Here is a 24,643-nt window from a genome sequence, read left to right as displayed (position 1 = left end):
CGGTACGAACCCTAGGCTGGCGTCCATGAAGCTGACCAAATACACCCACGCCTGTGTCCGGCTCGAGAAGGAGGGCGGGGTCCTGGTCCTCGATCCAGGCACCTTTTCCGAAACCGCAGAGGCGCTGCCCGGAGCGCAGGCTGTCCTGGTAACCCACGAACACGCCGACCATCTGGACACCAAGGCCGTGGTGGAAGCCCTGCACGGCAACCCGGACCTCGAGCTCCACGCTCCCGCGGGCGTGGCACAGCAACTGCGCGAGGATGCTCCAGGCGCCGCGGACCGCATTTACACCGTGGAACCCGGCCAGTCCTTCCAGGCGGCGGGCTTCGAGATCCGCAGCTTCGGCGGCCAGCATGCCCTGATCCACCCGCAAATTCCCATGGTGGCCAATATCGGTTTCCTGGTGGACCAGAATCTCTACCACCCAGGGGATTCCTTCGTCATCCCGGACGGAATCCAGGTCCAGACACTCCTGGTGCCGCTGCACGCGCCCTGGAGCAAGGCCGCCGAGGTAGTGGACTTTGTGATCGGCGTGCGTGCGCCGCGGGCGTTCCAGATCCATGACGGGCTGCTCAACGACACCGGTTTGGGCATCGTTGAGGGGCATGTCAAGCGGATCGGGGCCAAGTACGGCACGGAGTACCGGCACCTTGCACCAGGCGAGTCCGTGGAGGTCTAGCCGGTCCAGTCCCCGGTGTCCAGGAAGCGGCTGATTACTGCTTCATGCGGCGCCGGATCCAGCCCCTGGGAAGCCAGCCAGTCCTGGTTCCAGTAGTTGCCCGCGTAGCGTTCGCCGCCGTCGCACATCAACGACACGATGCTTCCCCGGCGGCCCTCCGAGAGCATGCCGGAAATTGTCTGCCACACACCCCAGAGGTTGGTGCCGGTAGACGGCCCGGCGTGCAGTCCGGCATAGGACCGCAGGTGCCGCATCGCGGCCACCGACGCCGCGTCCGGCACCTGGACCATCCTGTCGATGACGGTGGGAATGAAACTTGGCTCCATCCGCGCCCGGCCGATGCCTTCGATCCGGGACGGCAGGCCAGTGGGCTTTCCGGCTGATTCCCCCAGCCAGCCGGGGTAGAAAGCGGAGTTTTCCGGGTCGACCACCAGCAGCCTGGTGGGATGGCTGTGGTAGCGCAGGTACCTGCCGATTGTGGCGCTCGTTCCACCGGTGCCGGCGCCTACCACGATCCATTCAGGCACCGGGTGCGGCTCCAGGTCCAGCTGGCCGAAAATCGATTCGGCGATATTGTTGTTGCCGCGCCAGTCGGTCGCCCGCTCGGCGTAGGTGAACTGGTCCATGTAATGCCCGTTGCAGGTGGCTGCCACGTCTTCGGCCACCGAGTACACGTCAGAGGCGTTTTCCACCAGCAAACACGAGCCGCCGAACTGTTCGATCAGGGCGATCTTCTCCGGGCTGGTGGTGCGCGCCATGACGGCGATGAACGGGAGGCCCAGCAGCTGGGCGAAGTACGCCTCCGAAACGGCGGTGCTTCCGCTGGAGGCTTCCACGATGGTGGTGTCCGCCCTGATCCAGCCGTTGACCAGGCCGAACAGGAACAGCGACCTGGCCAGCCGGTGCTTGAGGCTGCCTGACCGGTGCGTGGACTCGTCCTTGAGGTACAGCTGGATGCCCCAATGTTCCGGCAGCGCCACCGAGTAGAGATGGGTGTCCGCGGAACGGTTGTTCTCCGCCATGATGGTGCGGATGGCCCGGTCCGCCCAGTCCCGGTCCGTTCCGCCGCTGCCCGTGCCGGTGCTGCCCTCGATCTTCACCGCACCAGCCTACCCGCGCAGCCGGATTTGCCCGTTTAGAGTTGGACCGTTGCCTGCGCCGGCAGGTGGCCCGGATCCTGCAGAAGGAGCTCCATGAATCCGCTGATTGACGTCCCCGGCCTTGAAGCCAGGCTCGCCGCCGGGCGCCGGACGGTGCTGCTGGACGTGCGCTGGGCGCTGGGCGACCCGCATGGCCACGACCACTATCTTGTCGGGCACCTTCCGGGCGCCGTGTTCGTTGACCTGGCCACGGAGCTCGCGGATCCGGCCGTTCCGGACCGGGGGCGCCACCCGCTGCCGTCCCGCGCGCGCTTCCAGGAGTCGGCCCGCCGGTGGGGCCTGCGGAATGGTGACGTCGTGGTTGCCTACGATGACAGCGCCAACATGGCGGCGGCAAGGGTGTGGTGGATGCTGCGCGACGCCGGGCTGGCGGAGGTGTACCTGCTCGACGGCGGCCTGGGCGCCTGGCGTGCCGCAGGCTTGCCGCTTGAGGCGGGACCGGTCCATCCTGTTCCCGGCGACGTGGAGTTGGGCAGCGGGCAGATGCCCGTAATCGACGGCGGTGCTGCCGCCACCTGGCCGCAGGGCGGCCTGTTGCTCGACGCAAGGGCGGGGGAGCGGTACCGGGGCGAGGTGGAACCCGTCGACCCCCGTGCCGGCCACATCCCCGGAGCCGTCAGCGCTCCGACCGCTGCGAACGTGGACGGTTCCGGGCGGTTCCTTCCGCCGGCGGAGCTGCGGAGGAGGTTCGAATCGCTGGGGGTCCAGGACAGCCGGCCGGCAGCTGTCTACTGCGGCTCCGGCGTCACGGCCGCGCACGAGGTGGCCGCGCTGGAACTGGCCGGGTTCTCCGCTGCCCTCTACCCGGGCTCCTTCTCGGAGTGGTCAAACCGCCCGGAGCTGCCGGTGGCCACCGGCCCGGAACCGGGGACCGGTCCGGGCCCGGGTGGAAACTCCGGTGGAGCCGGGGGTAGCGTCGCACTATGACACCAGGACGTCCCGTACCACCGCCCCTAGCCAATCCCATCCCACCCGCACCCGCAGGCTCCGAAGCCGGCATTCGCGCTGCCGCCTACGGCGCCGTGTCCGGCGACAGCGGGTTGGTGCCGCTGACAGTCGCCCGGCGCGCCCCCAAGCCGGACGACGTGGAGATCGCCATCGAGTTCTGCGGGCTCTGCCATTCGGACGTCCACGCCACCCGTGGAGAGTGGGGCGGCCAGACTTACCCGTTGGTCCCCGGCCACGAAATCGTGGGAACGGTCAGCAGGACCGGTTCGAACGTCACCGACTTCGCCGTGGGCGACCGCGTCGGCGTTGGGTGCATGGTGGACTCCTGCCGGGAATGTGAGAGCTGCCTGGACGGCCTTGAGCAGTACTGCGAAAACGGCATGACCGGCACCTACGGCGCAAAGGACCGGCGCAACGGCGACGCCATCACCCAGGGCGGCTATTCGTCGTCCATCGTCGTGGACCGCCGCTACGTCCTCCGTGTCCCGGACTCGCTGGACCCTGCCGCCGTCGCGCCGCTGCTGTGCGCCGGTGTCACCACTTTCTCGCCGCTGCGGCATTTCGACGTCGAAGAAGGCGACGTCGTGGGCGTCGTGGGGCTGGGTGGGCTCGGCCACATGGCCGTCAAGCTGGCAAAGGCCATGGGGGCGAAGGTGGTGGTTTTCACCACCTCCGAATCGAAGGTTGCGGCCGCCCTGGAACTTGGGGCGGACGATGTTGTCCTGTCCCGGGACGAGGCAGCCATGGCCGCCGCGAACCGCACCATCGATCTCATTATCGACACCGTCGCGGCACCTCACGACCTGAACCCCTTCTTCCGCACCTTGCGCGTGGACGGAGCACTCTTCCAGCTGGGGCTGCCCTCCGACGCCATGCCGCCGGTCAATCCGGGTGCACTGATCCGGCGCCGCATCGCCTACGCGGGATCACTGATTGGCGGGATCGCCGAAACCCAGGAAATGCTCGACTTCTGCGCGGAGCACGGCGTGGTTGCCGACATCGAGGTGGTGGCCGCCGGCCAGCTGAATGAAGCCTACGACCGGATGGTCGCTGGGGACGTCAAGTACCGGTTCGTGCTGGACACCAGCACGCTGCAGGCAGCAGCCGAGGAGGCAGACGCATGAGCACGCTGTTCACGAAGATCCTGAAGGGCGAAATTCCCGGCCGGTTCGTCTGGCGCGAGGACGACGTTGCGGCGTTCCTCACCACCGGCCCGCTCGCCGACGGCCACACCCTGGTGGTCCCCACCGAAGAAGTGGACCGCTGGACCGACGCGCCGCCGGAGACCCTGGCCCGGGTCATGGAAGTGGCGCGGCGGATCGGTGCGGTCCAGGTGGATACCTTCGGAGCCAGGCGAGCCGGCCTGATCGTGGCGGGCTACGAAGTCAACCACCTGCATGTACACGTATGGCCGTCGCGGAGCATGGCCGACTTCGACTTCGGCTCAGCGGACCAGAACCCGGATCCCGCCGTGCTGGACGCCAACGCCGAGAAGCTGCGCGAAGGGCTCCGGGCGGCCGGTTACGGCGAATCCGTTCCGGCGGCCTGACGGCGGTTGCTGCGCGGTGCCCGGCCCTTGCAGGCCGGGCACCCAGGGCATGGCACACGGGGCGCCGCTCAGGCTGGGGCCAAGGCCTTGTTGAGCACGGTCCGGATCCGCTTTTCGGACACGGAGTAGGCAGTTCCCAGCTCGACGGCGAAGAGGCTGACCCGGAGCTCCTCAAGCATCCAGCGCACCTGGGTTAACTCCTGTCCGGCACGCCGTCCGGGCAGCAGCGCGGACACGGCATCGTCATAGTCGTCCTCGAGCCGCTGCACCACCGCCATGTTCAGGGCATCGCGCTGGACGTTCCCGGGCAGGCGCTCCAGCCGCTTCTCGATCGCTGCAAGATACCGTGGCAGCTGGCTGAGCTGGGCGTAGCCCGTGCGTGCCACAAAACCTGGATAGACGAGCTGCTCCAGCTGGCTCCTGATGTCGTTGAGCGCGCTGATCAGGGCGAGGCTCGTGGTGCCCTTAAGCTGCTTTTCGATCCGCCGTGTGCTGGCCAGGATACGCTCGACGACGGCGGTGACGGAGAAGACCGTGTCGATCAGTTCCGCGCGCACCACCTCATACAACGCATCGAAGGTTTTGCGGTCCCAGGGGAGTTCAGCAGGGGTGAGCTTGTCGATGGCCGCCAGTGCGCAGTCGGCGATCAGGGCTGCCACCGAGCCGTGCGGGTTCTGGCTGAAAGTGAGTTTCTCGGTATTGCTCAGGTGCTCCAGGACATAGCGGTCCGGTGCCGGAACGCGCAGGGCCAGCAACCTGATCACACCGCCGCGCATGGCGTCGAGCTGTTCCCCGGCCGTCTGGAACACGCGAAGGGACACCGACGTTCCCTGGTCCACCAGCGCCGGATATCCGGTGACCGTGTGGCCCTTGACCATGCTGCTCACCTGGCGCTCAATGGTGCCGACGGTCCATTCGGTCAGGCCGTCCTGCTCGACGAAACCCGCGCTGCCCGGCACTCCGGTGCCCTGCTGACCGGCCGGTGACCCGGCGTCGGACGCCTTGCCGTTGCGGCGCTGCGCAGTGCTGCCGCCGCCCCGCACGGTGGAGGCGGGGGTGGTACCAAGAGACTCGGCGATGGCACGGCGGGTGGCGGGCGCCAGCTGCTCCTGGAGGCCGACGAGGTCCTTGCCTTCGCCCAAGACCTTGCCCTTGCTGTCCACCACCTTGAAACTGACGCGCAGGTGCGGGGGAACGGCGTCCCAGTTCCATGAGCCGGGTGGGATGACCGCTCCGCGGATCCGCCGCAACGCCAGTTCCAGCGAAGGTTCCAGTTCGTCCGTGGCGGGATCGAAATCGGACTCGAGCACGGCAACGGCCTGCCGGGCAACATCGGGCGCCGGGACGAAGTTCTTGCGGACCTGCTTGGGCAGCGACTTGATCAGGGCGGTTACCAGCTCCACCCGCTGGCCCGGGATGAGCCAGCGGAAGGGGGCGTCGTCGAGCTGGTTCAGGAATAGGACGGGCACCTCGGCCGTCACGCCGTCGGAAGGGTCGGGCGCGGACCCAGGTGCCACCGGGTGGAATTCGTATGTCAGTGGAAGCTCGAAGCCCTTGTGCAGCCACGTCTTGGGGTAGGCGGACTCGTCCAGGTCCTCGGCGTCGTCACTGAGCAGCAGCGACTTGTCGTAATCCAGGAGGTCCGGGTCCTCCCGCCGGGCGTCCTTCCACCACTTGTCGAAGTGCCGTTCGGAGACAACATCGGGGCCGATCCTGGCGTCGTAGAACTCGAACAGCGTCTCATCATCCACCAGCAGGTCCCGCCGGCGCATGCGGGCCTCAAGTTCCTCCACCTCGTGCAGGAGCGCCCGGTTGCGGTGGAAAAACTTGTGGTGGGTGCGCCAGTCACCTTCCACCAGGGCGTGCCTGATGAACAATTCACGGGCAACCACCGGATCCACCCGGCCGTAATTGATTCGCCGCTGGGCGATGATCGGAACGCCATAGAGGGTGACCTTTTCATAGGCCATGACTGCGCCCTGTTTGGTGGACCAGTGTGGTTCGCTGTAGCTGCGCTTCACCAGGTCCGGGGCTACCTGTTCGGCCCATACCGGATCGAATTTGGCGGCCACCCTGGCCCAAAGCCGGCTGGTCTCCACCAGCTCGGCCGCCATGACAAACGTGGGGGACTTCCTGAACAGCGCCGATCCGGGGAAGATCGCGAAGCGGCTGCCGCGGGCGCCGGCATATTCGCGCTTGCGCTCGTCCAGGATGCCGATGTGGCTCAGGAGTCCGGAGAGCAGGCTGATATGGATGCCGTCGTGGTTGCCCACGGGATCCGCCAGGCGCTTGTTGTCCAGCGTGATCCCCAGCGGACGGGCCAGCTGCCGCAGCTGGGTGAAGAGGTCCTGCCATTCCCGCACGCGCAGGTAGTTGATGAACTCGGTCCGGCACAGCCTGCGGAAAGCCGATGACGACAGCTCCTGCTGCTTCTCCTGCAGGTAGTTCCAAAGATTGAGGTAGCCGGTGAAGTCCGAGTTTTCGTCCCGGAAGCGGTTGTGCTTTTCCGCAGCCAGTTGTTGCTTGTCGGTTGGCCGTTCGCGCGGGTCCTGGATGGTGAGCGCGGCCGCCAGCACCATGACTTCGCGGACACAGCCCCTCTTTCCCGCTTCCACGATCATGCGGCCCAGGCGGGGATCCACGGGGAGCTGGGCAAGTTTCTGCCCGACGGCGGTCAGGCCGCCGCCCGTGGTTCCGCCCCGGCCGGCGGCTGCTTCAGGCTTGGTGCCGGTGCCGTGGGCTCGAGGGGGTGCCAGGGCGCCAAGCTCGCGAAGGAGGGTGACGCCGTCGTTGATGGCGCGGGTTTCCGGCGGTTCGACGAAGGGAAAGTCCTCGACGTCCTTGGGACCCCTGGCCACGCCCATGGCCGTCATCTGGAGGATGACGGCTGCGAGGTTGGTCCGCAGGATCTCAGGGTCGGTGAACCGGGGCCGTGATTCGAAGTCTTCCTCGGAGTAGAGGCGGATGGCGATGCCGTCGGAAACACGGCCGCAGCGGCCCGAACGCTGGTTGGCCGATGCCTGCGAGACGCGCTCGATGGGCAGGCGCTGGACCTTGGTGCGGTGCGAATACCGGGAAATGCGGGCGGTGCCGGTATCGATGACGTACTTGATGCCGGGAACCGTCAGGGACGTCTCCGCCACGTTGGTGGCCAGCACGATCCGGCGCGTGCTGCCGGGATGGAACACCTTGTGCTGCTCCTGCAGGCTCAAGCGCGCAAAGAGCGGAAGGATCTCGGTGTTTGCCAGCCTGCGGTTGGACTGGATGCGGGCCTGCAATGCTTCTGCGGCGTCCCGGATTTCGCGCTCACCCGAGAAGAACACCAGGATGTCACCCGGGGCTTCGGCGGCAAGCTCGTCCACGGCATCGCAGACGGCGTCCAGCGGATCCCGGTCCTCTTCAAGTTCATCGTCCGAGGCGTCTTCTTCATCCTCTTTCGGCTGCGAGAGGGGGCGGTAGCGGATTTCCACCGGGTAGGTCCGGCCGGACACCTCAACAATGGGGGCCGGGTCTTCCGGGGTGCCGAAGTGTTGGGCGAACCGTTCGGGATCAATGGTGGCCGAGGTGATGATGACCTTCAGGTCGGGCCGCTGGGGGAGGACCCGCTTGAGGTAGCCCAGGATGAAGTCGATGTTGAGGCTGCGTTCGTGGGCCTCGTCAATGATGATGGTGCTGTACTTCCGCAGCAGCTTGTCCCGCTGGATCTCGGCGAGCAGGATGCCGTCGGTCATGAGTTTGACCTTGGTCGCCTTGCTGACCTCGCCCGTGAAACGGACCTGGAAGCCTACTTCCTGGCCGATCTCGACGCCGAGCTCCTCCGCGATGCGCTCCGCTACCGTCCGCGCTGCCAGGCGGCGCGGCTGGGTGTGCCCGATAAGGCCATGCTCGCCCAGCCCCAGCTCCAGGCACATCTTGGGGATCTGGGTGGTCTTTCCGGAGCCGGTTTCGCCGGCAATGATGGTCACCTGGTTGGCGGCGATGGCGGCCATCAGGTCCTCGCGGCGCTCGGAAACCGGCAGCTCAGCGGGATAGGAGATATGAAAAGTCATGGCTGCAGACAGTCTACTGCCGTGGGGAACCGCCTCCTTCGGCTCGGGGCAGCCGGCCGCCCTCAGGCAGGGCCGCTGCCAGCACCGGGAAGCGGTCCGCCGGCTTCCTCCGCGGCGGCCCGCGCGGTGTCAACCAGGATGCGCCAGGGTCCGGTGAGGGCTTGTTCGGGCAGGGCAGCCCTGCGCTGCCCTGCGGTGATGGAGTAGATGAAGCGGTCCGGCTGGGGCGGCGCGAAGGCAGCCGCTGCTGCCCGTGGGGTGCTGGGAACCGCATCCCACGGGCAAGCCTCGACGAGGGGCTGCCACTGGCTGAGGTCGCTGTCCGTCCGGGCGTCCACCGTCCATACCCGCGTAATCGCCGCGATTCCGCCCGTGCGTTCCACCTTGATCTTCATGGCCTGGCCCCTGGGCTTCCATCCGGACCCGGAGCCGATGGAGGGGGCGCCGGGGCAACGGTTAAAGTTTGACCTTTACAGTTTCCCACGCCGCCCCTACGGCGTCATGCTCGGTGGACCCGGAACCGAACAGGTCCGTGGCGGCGCGCACCGTGGCACGGGCGAAGACGCTGAAGGTTGCCGACGGTGGCAGGGAACCGTTGGTCAGGGTCTCGTACCAGATGCGGCCCGGGGCCTCCCACGCGTAGCCGCCCAGCGCGTCCGCCACCAGGTAGAAGGCGCGGTTGGGGATGCCTGAGTTGATGTGGACGCCGCCGTTGTCTGCGCTGGTCCGGACGTAGGAGTCCATGGAGTCAGGCTGCGGGTCCTTGCCCAGGACGTCGTCGTCGTATGCGGTCCCCGGCGCTTTCATGGACCGCAGCGCCTGTCCCTGGACCTTCGGCGTGAAGAGCCCTTCCCCGATCAGCCAGCTGGCCTGCGCTGCCGTTTGGTTCTCCACGTGCTGCTCAACGAGCGCGCCAAAGACGTCGGACATGGATTCGTTCAGGGCGCCGGCCTGGTTCCGGTAGGCAAGCCCGGCCGAGTACTGGGTGACGCCGTGGGCCAGTTCGTGCCCTATGACGCTCAGGGACTTGGTGAACCGTTCGAAGACATCTCCGTCGCCGTCGCCAAAGACCATCTGGCTGCCGTTCCAGAAGGCATTGTCGTACAGCTTGCCAAAGTGCACCGTGGCGTCCAGCTTCAGTCCGCGGCCGTCCACCGAATCCCGCCCGAAGGCGTCGGCATAGAGCCGGTGAGTGGATCCGAGCCCGTCATAGGCTTCGTCAGTTGCGGCATCTCCCGTGGCGGCTCCGCCTTCATTGCGGACAGGATTGCCTGGGAGGGTTTCCTCGCCGCCGGCATCGTAGATGGCCCGCTTGACCGGCCCCGCCTTGTCCTGCCGCAGTCCGGGCGGAAGGGCCGGAACAGCCTGTGAACGGGCCGCCTGGAACGATTCGACGTGGACCAGTGCTTTCCTGGCGGCGCTGGCCGCGGAAGAGAACTCCGGCGCATCCTGCTGCGCCAGCCGCCGCAACATGTACGGCGGAACGATTGAACAGAACGGAACGTGCATGGCGTACCCCCTCATCTAGGTGGACCCAGCCTATGAGCAGGCTCCGACATTGGGAGGGACGCCACCGCCACGAATTCGGCAGCCTGCAACGGGCTGCAGCAGCCCGCGCTGGGTACGGTAGGCGCATGGCTGAATCCGAAAAGCGAACCAAGTCCAGTTCCACCCTGCTGACGGTCATCATCGCCTTCGTGGCGAATGTGCTGGTGGCGGCGGCAAAGTCGGTGGCGGCCGTCCTCTCCGGCTCGGCTTCGATGGCGGCGGAGGCGGCGCACTCCTGGGCGGACACGGGCAACCAGGTGTTCCTGTTTTTCGCGGAACGGCGGTCAGCCCGGCCCCGGGACAAGGGACATCCCATGGGATACGGCCGCGAAGCCTACGTCTGGTCGATGTTCGCCGCGTTCGGCCTCTTTACGGCAGGTGCGGTGGTGTCCATCATGCACGGCATCCAGGAAATAGTTTCCCCTGAGCCGGCCGCCGACTTCATGGTGGCCTACATCGTCCTGGCGGTGGCTTTCGTCTTCGAAGGGATCTCCTTCGTCCAGGCGTTCCGCCAAACCCGGAAAGCGGCGCACGAACTGGAACGGCACACCCTCGAACAGGTCCTCATCAGCTCTGATCCCACGCTGCGCGCCGTCTTTGCCGAGGATGCCGCGGCGCTGATCGGCCTTGTCATAGCGTTCGTGGGCGTGTTCCTGCACCAGGTCACCGGGTCGCCGCTGCCCGACGCCATTGGTTCGATCGCCGTGGGCGTGTTGCTCGCCGTCGTCGCCGTGGTCCTGATCGACCGGAACCGGCGCTTCCTGGTGGGCCAGGGCGTCACGCCCGATATTGAGCGTTCCATGGCGCGGCGGGTGCTGGAGCACCGCGACATCGCCCGGCTCACCTACCTGCACCTGGAATTCGTTGGTCCGCGCAAGCTGTACCTCGTGGCGGCGGTGGACCTGGAGGGGGACCATCCGGAGCATGAGGTGGCAGTGGCCCTGCGCAGGATCGAGCGGGAGCTGGAAGACCACGCAACAGTTGAAGAAGCTGTGCTGACCCTGGCAACCCTTGATGAGCCGGCACTGAATTTCTGACCCTGTTCCCGGGGTGGACCGGCGCAGGGCGGGGGGACCCTTGGGAACGAAAAACCCCCGCCGCTCCAAGAAGCGGCGGGGGTTTCCATGTGCCCTCGGTAGGATTCGAACCTACGGCCTTCTGCTCCGGAGGCAGACGCTCTATCCCCTGAGCTACGAGGGCAATTTTCCGGATATCCTGCCGTTCCCGGCGGGACGTCCTAGAGCTTAGCAGGAAGGTGGCCCGCAAGGGAAAACAGGCGCAGGGTCTTGTCCGCGGAGGCTGCCGGCGAGGCCTCAGTAGCCGGCGAAAGAGTCGGTTCTGACCCGGCGCGCACCTGCGCGCCGCGCTGCCCGGCGCAGGGATGCGACGCTTGCCGGGGAGCCGGAGACATAGACCTCCCGGCGGGCAATGTCCGGGACAAGCGCTGCAAGCGCCTTTCCATCCAGCCGGCCGGGAGCGCCGGGCTCGCCGCGCGCCCCGGGTGAAGCTGAGGCCAGGCCCGACGGCGGCCGGGAGCCGTCTGCCAGCATCACCATCACCGGGAGGCCGGATGACCGGAGTTCGTCTGTGTAGGGAACTTCGTCAGCGCTCCTGGCCAGGAGCAGGAGGATGGCATCCCGCTCCCGCAAGGCGCCGGAGGACAGGTGGGACACGAATGGCGTGATGCCGATGCCTGCGGCGATGAGCAGTACCGGCCGGCGGGGATCCCGCGGCAGGACAAAGTCGCCGCCCACCGCCGTGGCCGTCACAGGGTCGCCGGGCCGCAGTGCCAGGAGCGCCTCCTTTGCCGCAGACACCGGACCGGCCGTGCGGACGCCAAAGGACACCAGGCGCCCGCCAGGGGAACCGGTCAGGCTGAACACGCGGCGCCGGCCTTTCCCATCCGGCCTGGCGTGCGGGAGGTCCAGCTCCATGTATTGTCCGGGGAGGAAACGCACCGGCCTGGCGGGCTCGAAAGAGAACTCGGCAGTGGTGGGCGTCAGCGGGCGGCTTCCAGCAAACCGGAGCTTCACGGCCCCGCGCTGGCCGGACAGGAAGGCCAGCAGGTTGCCCGCCAGCAGCGCCGCCTCGGGGGAGTTCGCCACAGGACCCAGGTTCCACGGGAGCGCGAAGAGCACTCCCACCACGCCGGCAAGGACCAGCTGCTGGCGTCGCCGCGGCGGCAGTGTGAGGGGCTCGGTCAGCATGAAACCCACGAAGAAGAGCACCGGACGCTGCGCGAGGGCCTGCCAGAGGCCCATCCCGGCGGTCATGCCGGAGCGAAGCAGCTCAACGTTGATGATGGCGGTTGCGACTATTGTGAACACGGCTGCCATCAACAGCTTGCGCGTGCGGTGCAGGACCAGCAGCACGCCCGGCACCAGCAGCCAGAGCATGGCCGGAGTGGCCGCCCACCAGGTGGCGACGTTCAGCCCGGTCAGGCCGGTGGCGAAGGCGCCGGCCGCGGCAGGATTGAAGATGTGCCGTCCGCGCCACGCCAATGCGTATTTCGACGCCGACGCCAGGACGCACGCCAGCGCCACCCCCGCCAGGTCCATCGGTTGCAGGGAGGGCCAGAACAGGAAGTAGAGCAGCAGGCCTGTGATCAGGGAGGACTCGGTGTGGGGATTAACCCGGAAGAGCGCCGCAAGCGCCCGGTTGGTGGCCCAGGTCAGTCCCAGGCACAGTGCCAGGTGTGCCAGCATTTCGGGGATGCCGAACGTCAGCCAGCCCAGCACGTCAAGGAGCAGGCTGTAGGCGGCAAGGGCGGCCAGGACCAGGAGGATAAGCCGGTACATGGTGAACCTGCCCACGGCGGTCCCTATTCGTCCCCTCAGGGAGGGAACCGGGCCGGTTTGGGGTGTGTCCACGGAACTCATGAGAACAGCTTCCCTTCGAATTCGGCTGAGTAGGTTGCACTGCCGTCGGAAAAGACTGTCAGCCAGGAAAAATCGAACGTGTCCGCGAGCAGGGCGCCCGGAACGAAGAAGAGGGCGGTGGCGAGGGCATCGGCGACCATGGCTGTTTCCGCCAGCGCCCAGGTGGCGACGGCGGTCCGCACCGGCTGCCCGGTGGTTCCGTCCAGGACGTGGTGCAGTCCGTCGCCCCAGGCACGCCGGTTGGCCGCCGAAGCACACAGGGCCCGCCCGTCCAGCTCCACGACGCCGATGGCCTGGGCCGGGTTGTAGGGGTGTTCGAGGGCAACACTGACGGGGTCCGGGCCGCGGACCAGCAGGTCGCCGCTGGCATCAATGATGAAGGATCCGGTGCCGGCGCCCTCCAGTTCGGCGGCCAGCAGGTCCACCAACAAACCCTTGCCGGCGGCGCCGATGTCCAGCACCACCGGCTCACTGGCCGTCAGGCTGGTCCCGGACCAGCTGAGGACCGACTCCCAAGGGGGCGCCGGGAGTGGCGGACCTGCCGGCCGGAGCGAGTAGGCGGGATCGTACCCCAGCCGTTCCAGGCTGCTGCCGATCAGCGGCGTCATGGCGCCGTCGGTCAAACCGTACAGGGTGGAATACAGCGGGCCGAGCGCTGCGGCCTCGTCGGGAAACCGGTAGCGTCCCGGTGCGCGGGCCATCGCCGCCACCAGCGAGTCGGCCCTGAACCGGGACCACGCGGCGTCGAACCTTTCAATGTGGTCCAGGAGGCTCTCCCGAAGCGCCGCCGTCAAGGGCAGGGGTGTGGAGATCTCCCAGTCGGTGCCTATCCCCTGGAACGCAAAGCCCTCCCAGTCCGTGCCGGACACCGCCTACTGCGCCTCCGACTTGATCTTGCCCACGGCCTGGTTGAAGCCTCCGCTGGTCAGGGAGGAGCCGGCAACCTTGGAAACGTTGAGCTCGTCGAGGTTCTTGCCCACCACCTGCGCCGCGATGCCGCCGGCGAACTCACCCTGGAACTTGCGGGTATTCGGGTTGGACGGGTGCTGGGTGATCTGCACATCGGTGACTCTTCCCGCGGCGAGGGTTAACTGCACGCCGACCGTCTCCGTGCCGTTGGGGGAAACGTAGTTGCCGTCCGCGCTGTAGGTGCCGTCCTTGTAGCTGCCACCGCTGCCGGCCAGGGCGGTGGAGCCGCCCGATGGCGCGGCCGAGGCGTTGCCGATGGCGCCGTTGGTGGCCGGCGGGGCTTCGGCCGCCGAGGGTGCACAGCCCGCCACGGTTCCGGCCAGTGATAAACCGGCGATTCCGGCGTAGAGGGTCCGGCGGAGGGCGCCGCCCGCTGCCGGGGAGCCTGAGGATATGGACGGGCTTTTGCGGGTGGAGGGTCTCATGAAGGCTCTCGTTTCACTCGGAGGTCATGCCGTGCGGCAGTGGCTACGCTCTGCACAACGCCGGATCTGCCCGAAAGGTTCACCCCGGGGCTTCGGCCGGCGTTAAATTCTTTGCTGTCACTGGCCCCCGGTAGGCTAGGGGGGTGACTCCCGAAGAACTTTCCCTCGCCATATCCGCCTGCCTCAAGGACGCCGTCGCCGCCGGCGAAATCGCCCTTGCGGAATCAGCAATTCCCGCTGAGGTGCGCGTGGAGCGACCCAAGAACAGGGACCACGGCGACTGGGCCACCAACATCGCCCTCCAGCTCGCCAAGCCGGCAGGGACCAACCCGCGTGAATTCGCTGCCATCCTCAGTGCCCGGCTGAAGTCCATCAATGGTGTTTCCGCGGTGGACATCGCCGGCCCGGGATTCCTGAACATCACCGTTGACGCCGCGGCAGCCGGTGCCCTGGCCAAGGTCATCGTTGAGGCCGGCCGGAGCTACGGCACCAATACGGCGCTCGCCGGCCGCACGGTCAACATGGAGTTCGTGTCCGCCAATCCCACCGGGCCGCTGCACATCGGACACACCCGCTGGGCAGCCCTGGGTGACTCGATTGCACGGGTGTTGCGCGCCTCCGGCGCCGACGTCACTGCGGAGTACTACATCAACGACGCCGGCTCGCAGATGAACACCTTCGCCACCTCCGTCTACAACCGGCTGCACGGCCTTCCCGTGCCCGACGGCGGCTACCCCGGGCAGTACATCGCGGACCTTGGCCACGAAGTGCTCACCGCCCACCCCGACATCCGCGAGCTCACCGAAGTTGCGGCCCTGCCCGTCATCCGGGCCGCGGCCTATGAAGCCCAGATGAAGGACATCAAGGCCACGCTGGCAGAGTTCGGCGTCGAGTTCGACGTCTTCTTCTCCGAGCAGGAACTGCACGACGCCGGCGCGATCGAGAGCGCCGTGGCGCGCCTTCGCGAGCAGGGCCACGTGTTCGACGACGGCGGTGCGGTCTGGCTGCGGACCACGGACTTTGGCGACGACAAGGACCGCGTGATGATCCGCGCCAACGGCGAGCCCACCTACTTCGCCGCGGACGCCGCCTACTACCTGTCCAAGAAGGACCGCGGCTTCACGGAAAAGATCTACCTCCTGGGCGCCGACCACCACGGCTACATCAACCGGCTCAAGGCCATTGCGGCCGCGGCCGGGGATGATCCAGAAGTCAACATCGAGGTGCTGATTGGCCAGCTGGTTTCGGTAAATGGAGCCAAGCTGTCCAAGCGCGCGGGCAACATCATCGAGCTCAAGGACCTGATTGAGTGGCTGGGCAAGGATGCCGTCCGCTACTCCCTGGCCCGTTTCCCCGCGGACTCGCCGTTGACGCTTGATCCGGAGCTGCTGAAGAAGCACAGCAACGAGAACCCAGTGTTCTACGTCCAGTACGCCCACGCCCGTTCCCGCGGCGCCGCGCGCAACGCGGTGGCTGCCGGCGTCGAACGCCAGGTGGACGGCCAGGACAGCTTCGACGCCTCGCTCCTGGACCACGCCACGGAAAACGAGCTGCTCTCCTACCTGGGCAGCTACCCGTCCATCGTGGCCAAGGCCGCGGAACTGCGCGAACCGCACCGCGTGGCGCGCCACCTCGAGGCCATCGCCGGGGCCTACCACCGCTGGTATGACGCCTGCCGCATTGCCCCCATGGGTGAAGAACCCGTCACGGACCTCAACCGCACCCGGCTCTGGCTGAATGACGCCACCAGCCAGGTACTGGCGAATGGCCTTGACCTCCTGGGCGTTTCCGCGCCGGAACGGATGTAGGACCCATGACGCACGCAGCAGCACAGGGATCTCCGCTTGCCCCGGAATGGCTTACCGTTCCGGATGACCTCAATGCCCTCCACGAACCGATGTGGGCCGGCGACGCAGCACGCAACGGGGACGGTGAACTCAGCATCGGCGGCATCCCCGTCAGCGAGTTGCAGCGGCAATACGGGACCCCGCTTTTCGTGATGAGCGAGAACGACTTCCGTGCCCGCGCCAGGGCATTCAGCGACGCCTTTAATGACGCCTTCGCGGATATCTGCGGGGGAGTGGATGTGTACTACGCCGGCAAGTCATTCCTCTGCACCGCGGTGGTGCGCTGGGTGGAGGAAGAAGGGCTGCGGCTGGACACGGCCTCGGGCGGCGAACTCGCCGTGGCCTACCGGGCCGGAATTCCCGGCGCGGACGTAGCCCTGCACGGCAACAACAAGTCCGACGGCGAGATCCACCGGGCGCTTGACATGGGCCTGGGGCGGATCGTGGTGGACAGCCTCGATGAGCTCGTGCGGGTCGGCGCGATCGCGCAGGGTCGCGGGGAGCAGGCGAAGGTCATGCTGCGGCTCACCCCCGGCGTGCATGCCCACACGCACGAATTCATCGCCACCGCCCACGAGGACCAGAAGTTCGGCCTCTCGATGGCTGCCGATACCACCGATCAAGCCGGGATCTCCGCTGCCGAGGAAGCGGTGGCAGCCGCATCAGCGCATCCTGGCATCGAGCTGCTGGGCCTGCACTGCCACATCGGCTCCCAGATCTTCGAGCCGGACGGGTTTGCGCTGGCCGCCGAGAAACTGCTGCGCTTCCTGGCCGCCATGCAGGAAAAGTACTCCATCACCCTGCCGGAACTGGACCTTGGCGGCGGCTACGGGATCGCCTACACGCCGGTGGACACCCCCCGCCCCGCCGCGGAGATCGCCAACGCGATGGCCGCTGTCGTGCGTTCCACCTGCGCCGAGCTGGGCATCGACGCGCCGCGCATCTCCATCGAACCGGGACGCGCCATCGTGGGCAGCACCACCTTCACGCTGTACGAAGTGGGCACGCTGAAGACGGTCCGCGTGGACGTACCCGGCACCTCCGGCGACGGTGACGCGGGCAACAACGTTACGTATCCCCGCCGGTATGTTTCGGTGGACGGCGGCATGAGCGACAACGCCCGCCCGGTGCTGTACGACGCGGATTATTCGGCCGTCCTGGCCTCGCGGACGTCCGGCGCCGCCCCGCAGCTGTCCCGCGTGGTGGGCAAACATTGCGAGAGCGGCGACATAGTTGTTAGAGATGTATATCTGCCCGAGGACGTGGCAGCCGGTGATCTGCTTGCTGTACCGGGAACCGGCGCCTACTGCTGGGCCCTCTCGAGCAACTACAACTATCTGGCCCGGCCGGGCGTTGTCGCGGTGCGCGACGGATCTTCCCGGCTGATTGTCCGCGGGGAAACCGAAGAAGACCTGCTGAACCGCGACATGGGAGCCTGAATGACGGAAATGCGAACGCTGAAAGTAGCCCTGCTGGGCTGTGGCAACGTTGGAGCCCAGGTTGCGCGGATCCTCATTGAGGACGCGGACGCCCTCGCTGCCCGCGCCGGTGCCCGCCTGCAGCTCAGCGGCATCGCCGTGCGCAACGTCAACGCCCCCCGCGACGTGGACCTGCCGCAGGACCTTTTCACCACCGACGCCGAAACGCTGGTCAAGGACGCCGACCTTGTCATCGAGTTGATGGGCGGCATCGAGCCCGCCCGCACGCTGATCCTCTCCGCGCTGCAGAACGGCGCCTGCGTGGTAACCGGAAACAAGGCACTCCTGGCGCAGGATGGCCCCACGCTCTACGAAGAGGCGGACCGAGCCGGCGTCCAGCTGTCCTACGAGGCCGCCGTCGCCGGAGCCATCCCGATCCTGCGCCCCATCCGCGACAGCCTCTCGGGCGACCGGATCACCCGCGTGCTGGGCATCGTCAACGGCACCACCAATTTCATCCTCGACCAGATGGACACCACCGGCGCCCAGTTCGCGGACGCCCTCGCCGAGGCCCAGCGCCTTGGCTACGCGGAAGCCGACCCCACGGCCGACGTCGAAGGCCACGACGCCGCCGCCAAGGCTGCGATCCTGGCCTCGCTCTCCTTCCACACCCGCTTCGCCCTGGAGAACGTCCACTGCGAGGGAATCTCAAACGTCAGCGCTGCCGACATCGCCGCGGCCAAAGACGCCGGCTTCGTCATCAAGCTGCTGGCCATCGCGGAGAAACTGACCGACGTTGACGGCAAGGAAGGCGTGTCCGTCCGTGTCCACCCCACCCTCCTGCCGCGCGAACACCCGCTGGCCGCGGTCCGCGGTGCCTTCAACGCCGTGTTCATCGAAGCCGAGAACGCCGGCGAGCTGATGTTCTACGGCCAGGGCGCCGGCGGAACCCCCACGGCGTCTGCCGTAATGGGCGATCTCGTGTCGGCCGCCCGCCGCCTGGTCCTGGGCGGACCCCAGCGCACGGAAACCACCACCGGCCACGTCCCGGCGCTGCCCATCGAAGCGGCCACCACCAGCTACTACATCGGCCTGGACGTTGCAGACCAGCCCGGTGTGCTGGCCCGGATTGCCCAGCTGTTCGCCGAGCACGGCGTCTCGATCGAAATCATGCGGCAGACCATCCACCGGGATGCGGAATCCAACGTGGAGTCGGCCGAACTGCGGATTGTCACCCACCGCGCATCAGAGGCTGCCCTTGCAGCCACCGTCCAGGCCGTAAAGGGCCTGGACGTCATCAATTCAGTTACATCCGTTCTGCGGGTAGAAGGAGTCTAAGTGGCTCACCAATGGCGCGGCGTCATCCGCGAATACGCTGACCGTCTGCCCGTGACGGAGTCCACCAGGGTGATCACCCTGGGCGAGGGCGGCACCCCGCTGGTTCACGCGCAGAAGCTCTCAGAACTCACCGGGTCCGAGGTCTACCTGAAGGTGGAGGGCATGAACCCCACCGGCTCCTTCAAGGACCGGGGCATGACCATGGCCATGACTGCCGCGGTGGCCTCCGGCGCCAAGGCCGTGGTCTGCGCTTCCACCGGCAACACCTCCGCGTCCGCCGCAGCCTACGCCACGGCCGCCGGCCTCAAATGCGCCGTCCTGGTGCCCGAAGGCAAGATCTCCATGGGCAAGCTCAGCCAGGCGATCGCGCACGGTGCCACCTTGCTGCAGGTGGACGGCAACTTCGACAACTGCCTGGACATCGCCCGCAAGCTGGGGGAGTCCTACCCCGTCTTCCTGGTCAACTCCGTCAACCCCGCCCGCATCCAGGGCCAGAAGACCGGCGCCTTCGAAGTGGTCGATTCCCTGGGTGATGCACCGGACATCCACGTTCTGCCCGTGGGCAACGCCGGCAACATCACGGCCTACTGGAAGGGCTACAAGGAGTATTGCGCTCCCTTCGAATCGGATACCGCCGGCACGCTTCCCGCCGTATCCACCAAGACGCCCGCAATGTGGGGCTTCCAGGCCGCCGGTGCCGCCCCGTTTGTCGCAGGCCACCCCATCACCGAACCAGACACCATCGCCACAGCCATCCGCATCGGAAACCCGGCGTCCTGGGATGGTGCCGTAGGCGCCCGTGACGAATCCGGTGGGCTCATCGAAGCCGTCACCGACGAGGAGATCCTGAACGCCCACCGCTGGCTGTCAGCCAAGGAAGGCGTCTTCGTGGAGCCCGGATCCGCGGCCGGCGTGGCGGGCCTGCTCAAGAAGCACGCCGCCGGCGAGGTCGCCAGCGGAAAGACCATCGTCATTACCGTCACCGGCCATGGCCTCAAGGACCCGCAGTGGGCCCTCCGCACCGAAGACGGCAACGACGTCCAACCTGTCAAGGTTCCGAATGACGTTGTCACAGTGGCCGCTGAGCTGGGACTGGAAGAAAAATAGCCTTGGACACCACCTCGCAGGCCGCCGTTGGACTGCAACTGATCGAGCCGGGCCAGCGCGTTACCGTCCGCGTCCCGGCCACGACAGCCAACCTGGGCCCCGGATACGACAGCCTGGGACTGGCCCTGGCGTTGCACGACACCCTGACCGTGGAAAGCCTGGACACGGACGAACTCGCCTTCGAGCTCAGCGGCGAGGGCGCAGACACCCTTCCGCGGGATGCCAGCCACCTGGTAATCAGGGCCATGGACGCAGCGTTTGGGCGGCTTGGCTACCGGCACGGAGGCCTGAAGGTGACGGCCCGCAACGTCAACCCGCACGGCCGTGGGCTGGGCTCCTCCGCATCAGCCGTGGTGGCCGCAGTCTCGGCTGCCAATGCCATGGTTCCGGCCGAAAGCCGCCGCGGAAAGGACTGGATCCTCCAGCTCACCAGCGAGATGGAAGGCCACCCGGACAACGTCGCACCCGCGATTTTCGGCGGACTGGCGCTGTCATGGCAGGACAGTGAGCAGTACAGCAGCACCAGTGCCACAGTTGCCGGATCCGTGATCCCCGTCGTGGCGGTGCCCGATTTCGAACTCTCCACCGAAGCTGCCCGCGCCCTGCTCCCGGCTTCTGTGGGACACCACGCCGCCGCCATGAATTCCGGCAGGGCAGCGCTGCTGATCCACGCGCTCACGCAAAAGCCGGAATTCCTGGTGCCGGGCACCGAGGACTACCTGCACCAGAGCTACCGCGCGGAGGCCATGCGGCCCAGTGCGGCACTGATCGGCGCCCTCCGCAAGGCAGGCCATGCCGCAGTGGTTTCCGGCGCAGGGCCCACCGTCCTGGTGCTGGCCAACGGAGAGGCGCAGGGCACGGACGCCGTGGCCTTCATCGAAGCCTTTACGGCGGAGAACACGCCGGACATCGGCTGGCGCGTGCTGAAGCTCGCAGTGGACGTTGAAGGTGCTAAGGTGGACGTGCACCGGCGGTAATTCCGCCTATCTGATCTGCTCCTGCATTCAGTTGCTGTTTGATCTACCACTGTGAATGTATTCCGGTGCCACCTGCTTGGTCTGTCGCAGGAATCTGCAGCATCCAACTGCCCCTGAAGCGTCAGTCAGGCGTTGCGCCGTGGGCGCAGCGCAAGGTGAATCAGTATCCGGCCCTGCTGGCCGAAATCCAACCGGCAAGGCTGAAATCCGGCTGCAGATCTGAACTGCAGCCCAGATCAAATCATCGCGTCCAGCTCCCAGTCTGGACGCCGTCGAGGGGGAAGGATCCTTCGTGACCGAAACCACTGAGCTGTCGCCAGCTGTGGAACACACAACTTCTGCTGCCGAATCATCGGCAGCACCCGCCAAGAGCAGCGGCCTTGCCGGCCTTAAGCTCGCCCAGCTGCAGGCCCTCGCCAGCCAGCTCGGTATCTCCGGCGGCTCCCGCATGCGCAAGGGGGACCTGGTCTCGGCCATCTCCGCCCACCGCGCAGGCAACCTGACCGTCAAGACCACTGCCAAGGCAGCGGACAAGGCTTCGGAAAGCACCGTGGCTCCGGCTGCAGCCGCACCGGAAGCAGCCACCGAAGAAGCTCCCGCCGCTGAAGGCACCCGTGCCCGCGGACGCGGCCGCAGCCGCCGCGCCGTCAGCGACGGCGTGGTAGCCCCGGCAGCCGAAGCTCCCGCCGTGGAAACCGCTGCGGCGCCTGCCACCGCAGCCGTTGAGGCGCCGTCGGCCGCCCCCGCGGAAAGCACCGAGGCATCCGAAGGCGCCCCCGAGCGCCGCCAGCCCCGCGCCCGCAACCGCCGCCGCAGCGAAGCCGCTGCCGCCTCCATCCAGGAAGCGCCGGTGGAAACACCGGCAGAACAGCCGGCAACGGAACAGCGTGCAGGCGAGCAGCGTGCAGGTGAACAGCGCACCGAAGCCCCCGCAGAAGCAGGGGACGCCGGGCAGCGCACCGAACGCCGCGATGGCGGCCGGACCCGCGGCCGCGACAACACCCGCGATTCCGACGGCGGCCGCGACAACAGCGGCAGCCGCGACGCCGGCCAGCGCGACGGCGGCCGGGACAACCGGGACAACGACGACTCCGACGGCGGAAGCCGCCGCAACCGCCGCAACCGCCGCGACCGGAATGACCGCAACGACCGCTCCGGCGGCCAGGACCGGGACAACTCCCGCAACGACCGCTTCCGCGACCGCAACGACCGCCGCCGCGGCCGCAACCAGGGACCGGACGTGGACGACGTTGAGGTTACCGACGACGACGTCCTGCTGCCGGTTGCCGGCATCCTCGACGTTCTCGAGAACTACGCGTTCATCCGCACCTCCGGCTACCTGCCCGGCCCCAACGACGTCTACGTCTCCCTGGCCCAGGTCAAGAAGTACAACCTGCGCAAGGGCGACGCCGTGGTGGGTGCCATCCGTGCACCCCGCGAAGGTGAAGACCGCAGCCAGCAGTCCAACCGCCAGAAGTTCAACGCCCTGGTGCGCGTCACGTCCGTCAACGGCAAGACGCCCGAAGAACTCAAGGACCGCGTCGAGTTCGCCAAGCTGGTTCCGCTCTACCCGTCGGAGCGCCTGCGCCTCGAGACCGACCCCAAGAAGATCGGTCCCCGCGTCATCGACCTCGTGGCCCCGATCGGAAAAGGCCAGCGCGGCCTGATCGTCTCCCCGCCCAAGGCCGGCAAGACGCTCATCCTCCAGTCCATCGCCAACGCCATCACCACCAACAACCCTGAGGTCCACCTCATGATGGTGCTGGTCGACGAACGGCCCGAAGAAGTCACGGACATGCAGCGCACCGTCAAGGGTGAGGTCATCGCCTCCACCTTCGACCGTCCCGCCGACGACCACACCACCGTGGCCGAACTCTCCATCGAACGCGCCAAGCGCCTCGTGGAAATGGGCATGGACGTGGTGGTCCTGCTGGACTCCATGACCCGCCTGGGCCGCGCCTACAACCTGGCAGCACCGGCCTCCGGCCGCATCCTGTCCGGTGGTGTGGACTCCGCAGCCCTCTACCCGCCCAAGCGCTTCTTCGGTGCCGCCCGCAACATCGAAAACGGCGGATCGCTCACCATCCTGGCCACCGCCCTCGTCGAGACCGGTTCCAAGATGGACGAGGTCATCTTCGAAGAGTTCAAGGGCACCGGCAACATGGAACTCCGCCTGTCCCGCCAGCTCGCAGACAAGCGCATCTTCCCGGCCGTGGATGTCAACGCATCCGGCACCCGCCGCGAAGAAAACCTGCTCTCGCCCGAAGAAGTCAAGATCATGTGGAAGCTGCGCCGCGTCCTCTCCGGACTCGAAACCCAGCAGAGCCTTGAACTGCTCACCAACAAGATCCGGGAAACCCAGAGCAACGTCGAGTTCCTCATGCAGGTCCAGAAGACGACGCTTGGTGCGAAGTCGGATAACGACAAGTAGCTGAGTTAGGGGCGGGTGCTGGTGCGTTCGTGCGGTGGGTGCCGCGCGGATGTTCCGCCCCCGCCCCTTCGCGTTGTAGCTGACGTACTGCGTACGTCAGCTACAACGCTCCGACAGGCCCGATGCCACTCCCTGGGCGGAACATCCGCGCGGCAGTTGCGGGGTTCGCTCACCATGGCGCGCCGCTTCTTGTGCCTGATTTAAGATGGGCACAGAACGAAAGGTTTTGAAAAATGTTTGAGTCCGTACAGGGCCTGCTTGATGAGCATGACGCTATCCAGGCGCAGCTGGGGGATCCTGCTGTTTATGCTGACCAGCGGCTTGCCCGGAAGCTGGGGCGGCGGTCGGCTCAGCTCAATGGCATTGTTGAGGCTTACCACAAGTGGGAAGGCATCCGGGATGACCTTGCCGCGGCCAAGGAAATGGCTGCCGAGGATCCCGAGTTCGCTGCCGAGGTCCCTGAACTGGAGGCTGCCCTGGAAACTGCCGCGGCCAAGCTGCGGCGCCTGCTGATTCCCCGCGATCCCGACGACGCCCGCAACGTGATCCTCGAGGTCAAGGGCGGCGAAGGCGGGGACGAGGCTGCCCTGTTCGCCGGCGATCTGCTGCGCATGTACACCCGCTATGCGGAGTCCCGCGGCTGGAAGACCGAAATCATCTCCGCCACGGAGTCGGACCTGGGCGGATACAAGGACGTCCAGGTGGCCGTCAAGGGCAACTCCAACGACCCCGCCGAAGGCGTGTACGCCCGGCTCAAGTTCGAAGGCGGTGTGCACCGCGTCCAGCGCGTGCCCGTCACTGAGTCCCAGGGCCGCATCCACACCTCCGCGGCCGGCGTGCTGGTCCTGCCCGAAGTGGACGAGCCCGAAGAGCTCGAAATCAACCAGAATGACCTCAAAATCGACGTCTACCGTTCCTCCGGCCCCGGCGGCCAGTCCGTCAACACCACGGACTCGGCCGTCCGCATCACGCACCTTCCTACCGGCATCGTCGTCGCGATGCAGAACGAGAAGTCCCAGCTCCAGAACCGCGAGGCCGGCATGCGCGTGCTCCGCGCCCGCATCCTGGCCCACCAGCAGGAGCAGATCGACGCCGAGAACTCGGCCCAGCGCAAGTCGCAGATCCGCACCATGGACCGCTCCGAGCGGATCCGCACCTACAACTACCCGGAAAACCGGATCGCGGACCACCGCACCGGCTACAAGGCGTACAACCTTGACCAGGTCATGAACGGCGACCTGGAACCGGTGATCCAGTCCGCGATCGAGATGGACGAACAGGCACGCCTGGACGCCATCGGCGACTAGTCCTCCCGG

19 protein-coding genes and 1 tRNA gene are annotated in these 24,643 nt (G+C 67.0%); 12 read left to right on the top strand and 8 right to left on the bottom strand.

Annotation, left to right across the window (positions count from 1 at the left end; translation table 11 throughout):
• The first annotated feature begins 25 nt into the window (after window positions 1-25).
• Window positions 26-682 (top strand): MBL fold metallo-hydrolase, encoded by a 657-nt coding sequence (locus NIBR502770_RS10215; protein ID WP_141160032.1) that lies wholly within the window; start codon window positions 26-28, stop codon window positions 680-682.
• Here NIBR502770_RS10215 and NIBR502770_RS10210 read toward each other — a convergent pair.
• Entirely contained in the window at window positions 679-1,782 is a 1,104-nt protein-coding gene (locus NIBR502770_RS10210) for a PLP-dependent cysteine synthase family protein (protein ID WP_210418941.1), read from the bottom strand. The genes NIBR502770_RS10215 and NIBR502770_RS10210 overlap by 4 nt on opposite strands.
• Window positions 1,783-1,875: 93 nt before the next feature.
• Here NIBR502770_RS10210 and NIBR502770_RS10205 point away from each other — a divergent pair, with 93 nt between their 5' ends.
• The 3 genes from NIBR502770_RS10205 to NIBR502770_RS10195 are packed head-to-tail and all read left to right on the top strand — an operon-like array spanning window position 1,876 to window position 4,339.
• Complete coding sequence (locus NIBR502770_RS10205; protein WP_141181843.1) at window positions 1,876-2,769, top strand: sulfurtransferase; 894 nt, start codon at window positions 1,876-1,878, stop codon at window positions 2,767-2,769.
• Window positions 2,766-3,914, top strand: coding sequence for an NAD(P)-dependent alcohol dehydrogenase (locus NIBR502770_RS10200; RefSeq protein WP_141181842.1), 1,149 nt, complete (start codon window positions 2,766-2,768; stop codon window positions 3,912-3,914). Before NIBR502770_RS10205 ends, NIBR502770_RS10200 begins: the two co-directional genes overlap by 4 nt.
• Window positions 3,911-4,339: an HIT family protein gene (locus tag NIBR502770_RS10195; RefSeq protein ID WP_141181841.1), complete on the top strand. Its 429-nt coding sequence runs from the start codon at window positions 3,911-3,913 to the stop codon at window positions 4,337-4,339. The genes NIBR502770_RS10200 and NIBR502770_RS10195 overlap by 4 nt, the downstream gene beginning before the upstream one ends.
• Before the next feature lie 68 nt (window positions 4,340-4,407).
• Here the strand turns inward: NIBR502770_RS10195 and hrpA are convergent, their stop codons facing one another.
• From hrpA to NIBR502770_RS10180, 3 genes are all read right to left on the bottom strand, one after another.
• Window positions 4,408-8,388, bottom strand: coding sequence for an ATP-dependent RNA helicase HrpA (gene hrpA / locus NIBR502770_RS10190; protein ID WP_141181840.1), 3,981 nt, complete (start codon window positions 8,386-8,388; stop codon window positions 4,408-4,410).
• Between the two features lie 62 nt (window positions 8,389-8,450).
• Window positions 8,451-8,783 (bottom strand): protealysin inhibitor emfourin, encoded by a 333-nt coding sequence (locus tag NIBR502770_RS10185; RefSeq protein WP_141160037.1) that lies wholly within the window; start codon window positions 8,781-8,783, stop codon window positions 8,451-8,453.
• 61 nt (window positions 8,784-8,844) lie between these two features.
• Complete coding sequence (locus NIBR502770_RS10180; protein ID WP_141181839.1) at window positions 8,845-9,897, bottom strand: M4 family metallopeptidase; 1,053 nt, start codon at window positions 9,895-9,897, stop codon at window positions 8,845-8,847.
• Window positions 9,898-10,022: 125 nt separating this feature from the next.
• Between NIBR502770_RS10180 and NIBR502770_RS10175 the strand changes: the two genes are divergently transcribed.
• Entirely contained in the window at window positions 10,023-10,973 is a 951-nt protein-coding gene (locus tag NIBR502770_RS10175; RefSeq protein ID WP_141160039.1) for a cation diffusion facilitator family transporter, read from the top strand.
• A 90-nt stretch (window positions 10,974-11,063) separates the two neighbouring features.
• Here the strand turns inward: NIBR502770_RS10175 and NIBR502770_RS10170 are convergent.
• From NIBR502770_RS10170 to NIBR502770_RS10155, 4 genes are all read right to left on the bottom strand, one after another.
• Window positions 11,064-11,136, bottom strand: a tRNA-Arg gene (locus NIBR502770_RS10170).
• A 113-nt stretch (window positions 11,137-11,249) separates the two neighbouring features.
• The gene (locus NIBR502770_RS10165; RefSeq protein WP_141181838.1) at window positions 11,250-12,815 is read right to left on the bottom strand and encodes a ferredoxin--NADP reductase; all 1,566 of its coding nucleotides are present in this window, start codon (window positions 12,813-12,815) and stop codon (window positions 11,250-11,252) included.
• Window positions 12,812-13,684 carry an FAD:protein FMN transferase gene (locus NIBR502770_RS10160; RefSeq protein ID WP_141181837.1) on the bottom strand — a complete coding sequence of 291 codons (873 nt, stop codon included), beginning with the start codon at window positions 13,682-13,684 and terminating at the stop codon, window positions 12,812-12,814. The genes NIBR502770_RS10165 and NIBR502770_RS10160 overlap by 4 nt, the downstream gene beginning before the upstream one ends.
• A 3-nt stretch (window positions 13,685-13,687) precedes the next feature.
• Complete coding sequence (locus NIBR502770_RS10155) at window positions 13,688-14,209, bottom strand: hypothetical protein (protein ID WP_246857458.1); 522 nt, start codon at window positions 14,207-14,209, stop codon at window positions 13,688-13,690.
• Window positions 14,210-14,352: 143 nt separating this feature from the next.
• Here NIBR502770_RS10155 and argS point away from each other — a divergent pair, with 143 nt between their 5' ends.
• From argS to prfA, 7 genes are all read left to right on the top strand, one after another.
• Window positions 14,353-16,017: an arginine--tRNA ligase gene (gene argS / locus NIBR502770_RS10150; protein WP_141181836.1), complete on the top strand. Its 1,665-nt coding sequence runs from the start codon at window positions 14,353-14,355 to the stop codon at window positions 16,015-16,017.
• Between the two features lie 5 nt (window positions 16,018-16,022).
• Entirely contained in the window at window positions 16,023-17,495 is a 1,473-nt protein-coding gene (lysA, locus tag NIBR502770_RS10145) for a diaminopimelate decarboxylase (protein ID WP_141160043.1), read from the top strand.
• Window positions 17,496-18,812 carry a homoserine dehydrogenase gene (locus tag NIBR502770_RS10140; RefSeq protein WP_141181835.1) on the top strand — a complete coding sequence of 439 codons (1,317 nt, stop codon included), beginning with the start codon at window positions 17,496-17,498 and terminating at the stop codon, window positions 18,810-18,812.
• Window positions 18,813-19,919 carry a threonine synthase gene (gene thrC, locus NIBR502770_RS10135; protein WP_141181834.1) on the top strand — a complete coding sequence of 369 codons (1,107 nt, stop codon included), beginning with the start codon at window positions 18,813-18,815 and terminating at the stop codon, window positions 19,917-19,919. It begins immediately after the preceding gene.
• A gap of 2 nt (window positions 19,920-19,921) precedes the next feature.
• Complete coding sequence (gene thrB, locus NIBR502770_RS10130) at window positions 19,922-20,896, top strand: homoserine kinase (protein WP_141181833.1); 975 nt, start codon at window positions 19,922-19,924, stop codon at window positions 20,894-20,896.
• Window positions 20,897-21,188: 292 nt separating this feature from the next.
• On the top strand, window positions 21,189-23,327 hold the full coding sequence (rho, locus tag NIBR502770_RS10125) for a transcription termination factor Rho (RefSeq protein ID WP_141181832.1): 2,139 nt from the start codon (window positions 21,189-21,191) through the stop codon (window positions 23,325-23,327).
• Window positions 23,328-23,560: 233 nt separating this feature from the next.
• Complete coding sequence (gene prfA, locus NIBR502770_RS10120; protein ID WP_141181831.1) at window positions 23,561-24,634, top strand: peptide chain release factor 1; 1,074 nt, start codon at window positions 23,561-23,563, stop codon at window positions 24,632-24,634.
• Window positions 24,635-24,643: the final 9 nt, after the last annotated feature.

Origin of the sequence: Pseudarthrobacter sp. NIBRBAC000502770 (assembly GCF_006517815.1) — a bacterium.
Classification (GTDB): Bacteria; Actinomycetota; Actinomycetes; order Actinomycetales; family Micrococcaceae; genus Arthrobacter; species Arthrobacter niigatensis.
The sequence above is the reverse complement of the archived record's forward strand: the minus strand, read 5'-3'. Positions and strand labels throughout refer to the sequence as shown.